The organism is Agriterribacter humi, assembly GCF_009192765.1.
Taxonomy (GTDB): domain Bacteria; phylum Bacteroidota; class Bacteroidia; order Chitinophagales; family Chitinophagaceae; genus Agriterribacter; species Agriterribacter humi.
Genome location: NZ_VOHQ01000006.1, coordinates 318,317 through 330,576, shown reverse-complemented (window position 1 = coordinate 330,576; position 12,260 = coordinate 318,317). Strand labels below are relative to the sequence as shown.

General features: G+C 42.3%; 10 protein-coding genes. 6 read left to right on the top strand and 4 right to left on the bottom strand.

What is annotated here, in order from left to right:
• Window positions 1-185 precede the first annotated feature (185 nt).
• The 5 genes from nirD (at window position 186) to FRX45_RS12985 (ending at window position 6,028) form a co-directional block, all read left to right on the top strand.
• A complete protein-coding gene (nirD, locus tag FRX45_RS13005) occupies window positions 186-572 on the top strand; it encodes a nitrite reductase small subunit NirD (protein ID WP_152268861.1) in 387 nt (128 codons plus the stop codon).
• 77 nt (window positions 573-649) lie between these two features.
• Window positions 650-2,020 carry an alginate export family protein gene (locus FRX45_RS13000; protein ID WP_152268860.1) on the top strand — a complete coding sequence of 457 codons (1,371 nt, stop codon included), beginning with the start codon at window positions 650-652 and terminating at the stop codon, window positions 2,018-2,020.
• 10 nt (window positions 2,021-2,030) lie between these two features.
• Complete coding sequence (locus FRX45_RS12995; protein ID WP_152268859.1) at window positions 2,031-2,882, top strand: formate/nitrite transporter family protein; 852 nt, start codon at window positions 2,031-2,033, stop codon at window positions 2,880-2,882.
• Window positions 2,883-3,274: 392 nt separating this feature from the next.
• Complete coding sequence (recN, locus tag FRX45_RS12990; protein ID WP_152268858.1) at window positions 3,275-4,936, top strand: DNA repair protein RecN; 1,662 nt, start codon at window positions 3,275-3,277, stop codon at window positions 4,934-4,936.
• Window positions 4,937-5,215: 279 nt separating this feature from the next.
• The gene (locus FRX45_RS12985; protein WP_152268857.1) at window positions 5,216-6,028 is read left to right on the top strand and encodes an enoyl-ACP reductase FabI; all 813 of its coding nucleotides are present in this window, start codon (window positions 5,216-5,218) and stop codon (window positions 6,026-6,028) included.
• Window positions 6,029-6,057: 29 nt separating this feature from the next.
• Here the strand turns inward: FRX45_RS12985 and FRX45_RS12980 are convergent, their stop codons facing one another.
• The gene (locus tag FRX45_RS12980) at window positions 6,058-6,600 is read right to left on the bottom strand and encodes a DUF998 domain-containing protein (protein WP_193311690.1); all 543 of its coding nucleotides are present in this window, start codon (window positions 6,598-6,600) and stop codon (window positions 6,058-6,060) included.
• Between the two features lie 19 nt (window positions 6,601-6,619).
• Complete coding sequence (locus tag FRX45_RS12975) at window positions 6,620-7,009, bottom strand: RNA-binding S4 domain-containing protein (protein WP_152268855.1); 390 nt, start codon at window positions 7,007-7,009, stop codon at window positions 6,620-6,622.
• 173 nt (window positions 7,010-7,182) lie between these two features.
• Here FRX45_RS12975 and FRX45_RS12970 point away from each other — a divergent pair, with 173 nt between their 5' ends.
• Window positions 7,183-9,387: a S9 family peptidase gene (locus FRX45_RS12970; RefSeq protein WP_152268854.1), complete on the top strand. Its 2,205-nt coding sequence runs from the start codon at window positions 7,183-7,185 to the stop codon at window positions 9,385-9,387.
• 180 nt (window positions 9,388-9,567) lie between these two features.
• Here the strand turns inward: FRX45_RS12970 and FRX45_RS12965 are convergent, their stop codons facing one another.
• Complete coding sequence (locus FRX45_RS12965; protein WP_152268853.1) at window positions 9,568-10,914, bottom strand: D-alanyl-D-alanine carboxypeptidase/D-alanyl-D-alanine-endopeptidase; 1,347 nt, start codon at window positions 10,912-10,914, stop codon at window positions 9,568-9,570.
• Window positions 10,915-11,066: 152 nt separating this feature from the next.
• The gene (locus FRX45_RS12960; protein WP_152268852.1) at window positions 11,067-12,200 is read right to left on the bottom strand and encodes a formimidoylglutamase; all 1,134 of its coding nucleotides are present in this window, start codon (window positions 12,198-12,200) and stop codon (window positions 11,067-11,069) included.
• Window positions 12,201-12,260 lie beyond the last annotated feature (60 nt).

Below are 12,260 nucleotides of genomic sequence, written 5' to 3'. Positions count from 1 at the left end.
TAGCAAAAGAAAGCAGAAAAAGAATGACAATCTATACAGTAAAAATTAATGAAGATGACCCATTAAATAAACAATTAAATTTGTTTGAACCATTATAAAATATGTCAACCTATTTTAGGTACACACAGGGTGAAAAAATAAAACAATATTGATCCGGAATTAAATAACCACTTAAAATCAAGCACATGAATTACAATGTCACACCAAATGTACAATGGTATCCTGCCTGCACGATAAGCGATGTTCCCGAAAACGGGGGCGTATGCGTAAAATATAAAGATGAGCAGATCGCTTTGTTTCATTTTGCACGGAGCGGAGAGTGGTATGCTTCCCAGAACCTTTGTCCGCACCGCCGCCAAATGACCATTAGCCGGGGAATGATCGGCTCGCAACGCGGTGAACCCAAAGTAGCCTGCCCACTGCATAAAAAAACGTTTTCGCTTATTGATGGCCGTTGCCTGAGTGATGACGAGGGTTGCGGTATTAAAACATATCCCGTTAAGGTAGTAGATCAGTATGTATACATTGGAATTGTTGAAGAAGAGATTATCAGCGAAGCCATTTGCGCATAAATAAGCCCGGAAGGTTGCACCCTTCCAGGCCTTCAGTAATAAATAAGAGACACTCATTTAAAACCAGTCAAATGTACATGAAAAAAAAGATCTTGTATGCGGCAGCATATATCCTTTTGCAGTTAACTTTTTCTTTTCGCCTGCAGGCGCAATTTAATATATCATGGCAATTGCGCAACAGGGCAGAGTTCAGATCGGGACAGGGCGCCCCGTTACCTGAAGATGCGTCCCCCGCTTTTTTTATTTCCCAGAGAACAGGCTTACAGGCTTCCTATAATACCCAGCGGCTCAAATTTGGTTTGGCATTGCGTGATGTAAGGGTATGGGGACAAGACGTATCAACCATTAATAAAATCTCCACGCAACAAAACAACGGCGTGATGCTGCATGAAGCATGGGCCGAACTATTGTTATCGGATTCATCTGTCAAGCAACATGCTTTATCACTAAAAATAGGGAGGCAGGAACTGGCATATGATGACCAGCGGCTGATTGGCAACTTAGACTGGCTGCAGCAGGGCAGGCGGCATGATGCGGCCTTATTAAAATATGAGCGCGGGTCATGGACATTACACGGTAGCTTCGCTTTCAACCAAAATAAAGAAGCTGCAAGCGGCACCATTTACAACAGTGAACCTCCCGGAAATTATGCGGCTTCAACCAATGGCGGCGCCATGTATAAAAGCATGGAATTTTTATATGCAGGCAAAAAATTAAAAAATGGGAGCGCTTCCTTTCTATTCTTCGCGGATCAGTTTAATAAATACAATTACGATAGTGTGAACAATATGGATGTGAAACAATTTCAAAAAGGTGCATGGACAAGAATGACTACCGGCGCTTATTTTAATAACCTCTTTTTTGATATGCTGAACATTAATGCAGGCTTGTACTATCAATTTGGCAAAAATGCATCGGGTCAACAATTAAACGCATGGATGTCGAATGTTTATGTTCAATATTCCATTAACAAAAAAATAGCCATAGGTGGCGGTATGGATCATACCTCGGGCGGAACATCCGGAACTACAAGCCATGCATTTGACCCTTTATACGGCACACCCCATAAGTTTTGGGGACTGATGGATTATTTCTACGCGGGAAGCGGTTTTGGTAACGGGGGGCTCACGGATTATTATCTGAAAAGCAAATGGAAGCTTGCCGACAGATATCTTTTAACTGCGGATCTGCACCAGTTTTTCAGCGACAGCAAAATAACAGACCCATTGCATCCCGGCAGCACCAACAGCAATTTTGGCCAGGAGCTGGATTTGGTTGCTGTATTTAACTGGAGGAAAGATATTACGCTTGAAGGCGGATATAGTCATTTTTTCACAACGTCGCTGCTCTCCTCCCCTGCTGTGAAAAATATTTCCAATCCACAGTCCGGAGCCAACTGGGTTTATATTATGATCAATATTAAACCTGAATATTTTTTTAAATTTTAAATCAACTAATATGAGCTATACAAAACCGGCAGAAGTTATTGACTTAATGATCCAGTCTGGCAAAACCAAAATAAAACTAAGCGTGTCAGATCTTTTAATCCGGTCTGCCTTATCGGGCGCTATCCTTGGCTTTGGTACTACGCTGGCTGTTACCGCTACTGTTCAAAGCGGATCCGGCATCCTGGGTGCAGCTATTTTTCCTGCATGTTTTATAATTGTAGTATTACTCGGACTTGAACTTGTAACAGGCAGTTTCGCTATACTTCCTGCAGCTTATTTTGATGGAAAAATAAGCATGGGCGCAATGATCAAAAACCTGTTGCTCGTTTTTGGAGGCAACCTTCTGGGTGCATTATTATATGCCGTGCTTTTCTGGATATCACTCACCAATATGGGAAGCTCCGATAGCAATGCCCTCATCCCGGCCATCATAAAAATAGCGGAAGCAAAAACCACGGGCTATGCACAATACGGCGCGGCAGGTATGGTAACGGTGTTCACTAAAGGCATATTATGCAACTGGATGGTAACATTGGGTGTAGTGATGTTTCTTACTTCATCATCTTCTTCAGGAAAAATTCTAGCTACATGGCTGCCCATATTTATTTTTTTCGCGCAGGGATTTGAACACGCCGTAGTAAATATGTTTGTAATTCCCGCGGGTATGATGCTCGGCGCAAAAGTAAGTTTTGGCGACTGGTGGATATATAACCAATTGCCCGTAACACTTGGCAATATAGTGGGAGGTGTAATATTCACAGCTTTGGCATTATATCTTACCTATAAGGGAAAAGTGATTCCTGCCAAAGAGATTGAGTTTACTGACACTAAAAGAATTTACCTGGAAAAAGCCGAATATTAAAGGAGTGATACCTGATGCGTTTGCAGGCACCGGATGCCGGGTGAGAGACAGTGAATGGTCAATAGTGAGAGATGAGATTCACTACTGCCTATTCACCTTTACCCTGTCCGAATGCCATTCAGACGGGCGGGCTCTCACTTTTCACGATAACATACAGACATCATTTACCTGACTTAACAGTAGTTTAGTTAGTGGTCTTAAATGGCGGGTGGGGGCACCCGTCATGGCGGCCATTGCGGTTGGCGTTATCGCCAACCGCTTAACTAAACTACATTGGATTTCGGGTTTTGATCTGTTGTAATGGGCGCGTTACGCCGGATTTGGGATGTACGGATATAGTTTTCTTGGACTGAAATAGGCTATCTGTTAACTTGCAGCGGTAACAGGCAGTTATGCTTCAAAAACTATTTATACGGAACTACGCCATTATTGAATCGGTTGAAATTGAATTTTCAAACAAGCTCAATATTATTACCGGCGAAACAGGCGCAGGCAAAAGCATTTTGGTGGGCGCCCTGGGTTTGATACTGGGTGAAAGAGCCGACAGTTCGGTATTGTTTAATGCCACGCAAAAATGTATTGTTGAAGGAAGTTTTTCAATTCGCGAACGAAGTGATATTCAAAAGATTTTACAGCAGGGCGACCTTGATGCGGATGAAGAAATAGTAATAAGGAGAGAGGTTGCTTCAACAGGTAAATCAAGGGCCTTCATTAACGACACGCCTGTAACGCTATCCCAGCTCAAACAATTTACATCCCTGCTGGTTGATCTGCACCAGCAGTTTGATACATTAGAATTGGGAAACAGCGATTTTCAACGGGAGGTAATTGACGCACTGGCAGCTCATAAAACAGTTTTAAAGCAATACCAGGAGGCATATACGCAATACAGCAGCACACAAAAAGCGCTGGCCGCTGCAAAAGACCAACAAGCATCCGCCAATAAAGAGCTCGATTATTATACCTTTTTGTACACCGAATTAGAAGAAGCGCAGTGGAAAGAAAATGAGCTGGAAACATTAGATGCAGAACTGAAATTATTGGGTAATGCAGAAAATATAAAATCAGTACTCGACAAAATCGGTTATCAGCTAAACGAAGGAGAGCAACCGCTTGTGCAGCAATTGAAAGGAATAAGCAATCAGTTGCAATCCCTGCACGATTTTCATGCAGCCATTCCCGGTTTGGTACAACGGCTTCAATCGGCACAAATTGAATTGCGGGATATCACGGATGAAATAGAACATATCAATAACGGAATACGCTTTGATGAAGAAAGAATACAGGTGGTGAGTGACAGGCTGGCATTGGGATATAAATTATTGAAGAAACACGGCGTTCAAACCACTAATGAATTACTGGTTATACAAAACAACCTGCAGCAACAATTAGATAAAGTGTTGAATCTTGATACGGAGATCGCTCAATTAGAAAAAAAAGCTGCAACACAATTACAGCAGGCACAGCAATTGGCGCAAACCTTAACGGTTAACCGTCAAAAACAGGTAGCTCCTTTTGAGAAAAACACCGATAAATTACTTACCCAGGTGGGCATGCCCAATGCCCGGATAAAAATAGCCATCAACCCGGCAGCATTGAACGTTACCGGTGGCGATGCCATTGAATTTTTATTTGACGCCAATAAAAGCAACCGGTTTGAACCTTTAAAAAAAGTAGCCAGTGGTGGTGAGTTAAGCCGCTTAATGCTTTGCATCAAATCATTGGTAGCCGCATCCGTTCAGTTACCCACCCTCATTTTTGATGAAATTGATACCGGCATCAGCGGGGAAGCAGCCAGGCAGGTGGGTATCATTATGAAAGATCTCGGTCAATCGCACCAGGTGATCGCTATTACGCACCAGCCGCAGATAGCCGCCAAGGCAGATGCCCACTTTTTTGTATACAAAAAGGAAAAAGACGAAAAAATAAATACACGCATAAAACTTTTATCGGCAGAAGAAAGAGTAGATACCATCGCACAAATGCTAAGCGGCGAAAAGCCGACCGCTTCCGCGCTTGAAAATGCAAGGGAGATGATGAATTTGAAAATTTGAGATTTAATATTTGAAATGGACACAGTTTGTGATTTGTAGTTTGTTGTTTATAGCTGGCTTTTGAATCTCTAAACCTTTTTCCAAATTTATTTCCTTTTTTTCCCATTGTATTCTTTCGGATTTCGGATTTGAGGCTTTAAGCTTTGAATTTATTTGTTGCTTGTTATTTGGTTTTTGGATTCTTTGCATTTTCCACAGATTTCCTGCTTCGGACTTTGCATTATATTTGTTGCTTGCTTTTGAATGCCTATTTTTACGCTCAATTTTAAATACCACAATATGGCTTATAACCTTTTAAAAGGAAAGAAAGGAATTATTTTTGGTGCGCTGGATGAGAAATCCATTGCATGGAGAACCGCGCTCAAATGTCATGAAGAAGGAGCCCAGTTGGTGCTTACCAATGCCCCGGTGGCTTTGCGTATGGGTGAGATCAATAAATTGTCTGAAGCAGTAAATGCCCCCGTTATAGGCGCCGATGTAACCAATATGGATGACCTGAAGAAATTATTTGAAGAAGCAACTGCTCATTTTGGTGGCAAAATTGATTTTATATTACACTCTATAGGGATGAGTCTTAATGTAAGAAAAGGCAAATCCTACACTGAACTGGATTACGGATTCAATCAAAAAACACTGGATATTTCTGCTATGTCGCTTCACCGCGTATTACGCACGGCATGGGATATGGATGCGCTGAATGAATGGGGCAGCGTAGTGGCGCTTACTTATATAGCTGCGCAAAGAGTATTTCCGCATTACAGTGAAATGGCCGATGCCAAAGCATTGTTAGAAAGTGTTGCCCGCAGTTTTGGTTATCATTATGCCATTAAAAAGAAAGTAAGGATAAATACCGTTTCACAATCCCCTACCCGCACGACTGCCGGCAGTGGAGTTAAAGGTTTTGACGGATTTATAAATTATGCCGAAAAAATGAGCCCCATGGGAAATGCTTCCAGCGATGATTGCGCAAACTATTGTGTGTCGTTGTTCAGTGATCTTACGCGCATGGTAACCATGCAAAATCTATTTCATGATGGCGGCTTTTCGTTTATGGGCGTTACTCAGGAAGTACTTAACGAAATGGAAAAATAAACATGATGCTGATCTTGTGAATCGTTCTATCAGTGGTAACTGAGCCATAATAACTGACCGAACAATATGAATTCCACTATACGCTGGAATAATCCACGGAGTTTAAATCCGGGCAAAGAAGTCAAAATTACACAAACGACCAGAAAGCCTATGATCCATTGGGGCTCAATGAAGCCGGGTGTAAGTAAGAGCTGCCGGGACTTATTCAAAAAATAAATGCCGCCGGCGTATTCAATAAAACCGCCAATATTATGAATCGTTTGTTTACCGCTTCCACCCAACGGCGAACCCGGATCGCATGGAAATAAGGCAGAGACAAGGTATCCCGCTCCGAGGCATATTGCAAGTCCTTTTATATTCGTATTGCCGCTATTTAATAACCCAAATGAAATCAGCAACAGCCCGGAAGGCAAAAACAAACCCAGGTTAGCAGCCCTGCTATTAACAGCGTCATCTTCGCCCAGTTCACTGATGGTATGTTTGAGATGGCTGTAATGCGGACTTTTGTAAGCAAAATAAATAATGCCCGCAACAAGAAAAATAATTATAACATACAGCAGAATAATAATCAATACAAAAGTTTTTATACAATTATTCATCCAGGAATCCATCAATATCCCGGCGTTCTTTTTTGGTAGGTCTTCCCACTTTGCTCAGTCGTTTTCCTGTATGAAAGCTCGATGCCTGGTATTGCAGTCTTTGTATTTCATCAGCAGGTGTAATATCTATATAGTATTTAACCGCTTCGCTGTATTGGACACGGTTATGTAATAAACCCGTTACTTTAATGCGCCAGCGTTTGGCTTCGGTTTTTATTTCGTACTCATCATCAATATGCACATTGCGAGACGGCTTGACCGAATCGCCGTTGTATTTTACCTTCCCTTTATCACAGGCTTCTGAAGCTATACTACGTGTTTTAAAAATACGGATAGCCCAAAGATATTTGTCTAAGCGTAGTTTTTCTTTAACATCATTCATAATTATGCTTTCATTTCACTATTGCAATTTACATCATAGTTTTTTCATGTGAAACGGTTAATGAGCATGCGGGTTTTTCGCATTCAATTGCATTTTGCACTTCACCATTTATCAAATCTTTATTCATTATAAGCATTTCTCTTTTAAATTTACTATTAAATCATTTTTCGACTATGAGATACCATGCCTGCATTACGAGAAGTATTATCATTATTTATTTAATATGCCATGCGTCTGTTGGACTGGCCCAGTTTAAACCTGAAAAGGTAAACTGGACAGCCGATGGAACCGGGTTGTATGAAATACAGGATAATATGCTTCTTCGTATAAATCCTTTATCTGCACAACAGGTTACTGTACTGGCTACTGCTGCACAACTTACACCCCAGGGAAAGAATGAACCTTTAAAAGTAGCCGACTTTGAGATCAGCGCGGATGATAATATGCTTCTCATTTTCACCAATACAGCAAAAGTATGGCGCTATAATACAAAAGGCGATTACTGGATACTGAACAGGGGCACAGGACAATTAAGACAAATTGGTAAAGATAAACCAGATCAATCCCTGATGTACGCCAAGCTCTCGCCCGATGGTAAAAAAGTAGGATATGTGAGCGACCGTAATATTTATGCAGAAGATATTGCTTCCGAAAAAACCATTGCATTAACAACCGATGGTAACCGCCAGCTTATCAATGGCACTTTCGACTGGGTATACGAAGAAGAATTTGCCTGCCGGGATGGTTTCAGGTGGAGCAGCGATAGTAAAAATATCGCGTACTGGCAGGTAGATGCCCGTGATACGCGTGATTATTTAATGCTGAATACAACGGATTCTATTTATTCATTTGTCGTTCCTGTTGAATATCCCAAAGTAGGACAATCCCCCTCATCGGTACGTATTGGCGTGGTAAATGCAGCAGGCGGCAGTACCAGATGGATGAGCATTCCCGGCGATCCCAAACAACATTACCTGCCCCGCATGGAATGGGCCGCCAACAATCAATCACTTATTGTGCAGCAATTAAACAGGAAGCAAAATGAAAGCAAGCTGTATGTATGTGATATATCAAATGCGGCTGCTAAAAATATATATACCGAAACAGATAAAGCATGGATTGATGTTAAATCGCGCTGGAATGACGATGATCCAAGAGGCTGGGAATGGGTAAACAATGGCGCGGCATTTTTATGGGTGAGTGAAAAAGATGGCTGGCGGCATATTTACCGTATCAGCAGGGATGGCAAAAAAGAAACCCTGCTAACGAAAGGCAATTACGATATAGAAACCATCAGCGCTATTGATGAAAAGAATAATTATGTATATTTTATCGCATCCCCTGAAAGCGCTATACAACGTTACCTGTATCGTACTAAAATGGATGGTAAAGGTAAACTGGAACTGGTATCTCCGGCCACTTTGAAGGGAACACACGCTTACGAAATCTCTCCGGGCGCTCAAATTGCGCTTCATAAATTTAATAACCGCAACACCCCTCCGGTAAGCGAGTGGATCAAACTACCGGAGCATACGCCTTTGCAGAAAAACCAAAGCATTGCAGATCGTATTAAAACGGTAGACAGAAAAAACCTGGATTTCTTTACCATTACTACCGAGGATAACGTAACGATGGATGGATGGATGGTAAAGCCGGAAAACTTTGACTCCTCTAAAAAATATCCCATACTGTTATACGTATATGGCGAGCCCGGCGGCACCACAGTTGAGGATGAATTTAAAGCGGGCAAATGTGTTAATTTCCTCGGCGACCTTTCAAAGAGCGGCTACTTTTATGTATCCTTTAATAACCGGGGCACACCTACCTTAAAAGGATCGGCATGGCGTAAGTCTATTTACCGCGATATTGGCGGCATCAATATCCGCGACCAGGCCATGGCCATGAAAAAACTATTAGCACAACATTCTTATTTAGACACGGCCCGTGTAGCAAGCTGGGGATGGAGCGGAGGTGGTTCATCTACTTTAAATTTACTGTTCCAGTATCCTGATATTTTTAAAACAGGTATTGCTGTGGCAGCAGTAGCCAACCAGCTTACCTACGACAATATTTACCAGGAACGATATATGGGTCCGCCACAGGAAACCAAAGCAGATTATATCAAAGGGTCGCCCGTTACCTATGCCAAAAACCTTCGTGGTAATTTATTGTATATACATGGTACGGGAGATGATAATGTACATTATCAGAATGCGGAAATGCTGCTGAATGAGCTTATCAAATACAATAAACAGTTCCAGTTCATGTCGTATCCGAACAGAACGCACAGCATCAGCGAAGGAGAAGGAACGACCAAACACTTACGCACCTTATTCACCAATTATTTGTTGAAATATTGTCCGCCGGGGGGAAGATAAAGGATTTGAAATTTGAGATTTACGATTTGAGATTTGAGAATGCATCCGGCTTCGGATTGTTTCACGCAAAGCGAGCAAAGAACATTCAAACTGGTATCTCTTCCGGATGCGGTCTGACCCTTCTTGCATCGGGTGCCGACCGCATCATTGCATCTCGTTTCGGATTTCCTTCTTCAAGCCTCAATACCTTACCCGCAAATCATCTAAAAACGACTCTATTTTCTTCCGGATCATCCATGCCGGCTGCCTGTGGTTGTTTACCAGCACGGAAAAGATCAATAGCTTTCCGGTTTTTGTATATAAATAACCGCTAAGGCTTAATACGCCCGACATGGTACCGGTTTTAGCGTATATGAATGGGGTATCTTTTTTATAATAATTACTCAACGTACCTACACCACCGGTTGGAAAGATCGTTTTCAGTCGTTGCATTCCAAATTCATTTTTCATCTTATCTAGTATCCATATAAAATCCTGCGGTGTAAATAAATTATACCGGCTCAGTCCACTGCCATCGGCCCAACGTGGCGTATGGGGGAATCCCTGGAGTTCATTGTTCAGCAGGTATTGTATCATTTGCCTGTCATCCATTATACCCAGCTTTTCATTGGCTGCCATTAGCAACACCTGCTCCGCATAAAAATTATCGCTCCTGTACATCATTATTTTAAAGAGCGAATCGGATGCCTGGGAATGAACTATATCATCAGGCTGGATGATAGTCGTGGATGAATCAATGGTTTTGCCTAAAGAATCCTTCAATAATTGCAATGCCGATTGTAACCCGTTGGTGATGAAAGGCACCTTTCGCTCAGCATTGATCTCCCTGCCCTGGGTGATAAAAAATTTATTTTCGGTTAAGGACCGTTGCACAGAAAATACTTGTGCAGCGGTATCACCGCTAAAATTTACTTTCCAGCTAATATCGGGCTCCGAATAAATAAATGCTTCTTCCCTTGCCATTGCTGCAATACTTCCCGAATCACGCACCTGTATCCACCGGATCACATTTCCGTATACAGGAAAGGGGCTGCGTTCCGTCATGTATGCATCGTTATAATCATCCCACATCCACCCTTCACCCAATGCTTTTGCTTTCCAGTTATTTGTGGTAATGGCTATGGGTTTGGATTGCTTTTTTAAAAAATCAAATACCGGTTGGCTGCTAAAATCAGGATGCAAAAAAGAAGGATCTCCTGCAGGCACAATAAACAGGGTATCAGCCGTTTCTTTATACCGAAGCCCAACCAGGCTATCCTTCAGGTATTTCATGCCCGCGTATAAAGAGATGATCTTGGTATTGCTGGCCGGTACAAAATATTTATCAGCCTGGTAATTGTAAATAAGCTTGTTCGCATCCGCATCAAAAACAGAAATACCTGTATGTGCATCTGCTAATACAGTATCGTTAAATAAATTATTCCTGGCAATCTTATTTATCCTTTTAGAAACGCTGCAGGAAGAAAGAAAAAGCATTCCGGTGAGGAAGAAGATGATTGGTCGTGAAAATGGGGTTAAATGATGCATGTTGGCGAGGGGTGAACAGTGAGTAGTCAGTTTTACATTTTCACCCGCCTATTCAGTCGGGCAGGCATTTCCACATTTACACAGCCTGGGAGGCAAGCCTGTTAGAACAGCTTAGCACCGAAGCGGCGCGGCAGTCCTGATAGGCTGCCAAATCAGCTTCTCTCCTGTGCTCTCAGCCAACGCTCCGGTATTTCATTGCTGCTGGCCTGGATATAATCCTGGTACGAACACGCGATATAGGATTTATCCGGTAACTGCATCCACCAGCGTCCTGTTTTTTTACTTTGTAAAAACACCGTATCAATCTCTGCAAACGCAGTATTGAATTCAAAAAAACTATCTTTTTCAGCCAGCAGCGCTTCGTGTTTACCCTGCCATCTTCCGTCTACAAAATACCAAAGCATCTGCGCGATTTGCTTGGCGGTTAATTGCTGGATATCATTTTCCACACTGTAACCATAAATGCCTATAGAATTGATGTTGGGACTCATACCTGCAAACCGGGTAAGCATGCAGGCCTGTTCACCATCCAGTCCGTTAGGAGAAAGATAATTGGAAGGCGCCGCGGCATGCTGTAATGCTGCAATATCAAAGCTCAGCATATTGGTGTTGCGTAATACAGGTTCCATTTCGTCCATATGTTCCTTAACCACACCCAGCCTGTAACAATCAAAACGCAACTTATCCATTGTTTCCAGCATGTGCGGGTTCACAAAATAGCTCTGAAACGCAATGTGATTATAATGCCTGATGAAGTTGGGTTCGCCGGTTAATATTTCCATTAAGAAATTCCTGCTCCGCAACGGGTTATCCATATTCAGATCAATAAGCCCATCTATTACAGTGGCTTCAATAATATGGTTCAATGCTTTATACGCATCGTATTGTGCGAGGGTAAGATCGTGACTGCCACCCAGAACAACTACCGTTTTCCCAATATGCAGCAGCTCGCTTACCACCATTCTTAACGCCGCATAGGTATCGGCCATCCCGGCGCCTGGTTTAATATTTCCAACATCGGCTATCCGGATATCCTTATGCCAGTAATACAGGCAATAAAACTGGCTGCGAATGACATCGGGCCCGGCAGAATATTTGTCTAATCCTTCGCCTCTTTGTTCACCACAGCCAACCAGCACCACATCAGCAATGTCAAGATCGGGCAGGTCTTCCTCATACAATTCGATACTGCTGCCGATCTGCCCTTCGAGGTAACCTTCATCGTGCGATAAATGATACCGGTTAACCGGATTTAAAAAATCAGTGATGTTCAGCACGTCACCCATAGCAATGATTTTTACAAACCTACTGGTTCTATAGCAAAAATCAGAGCAAAAACTACTAAC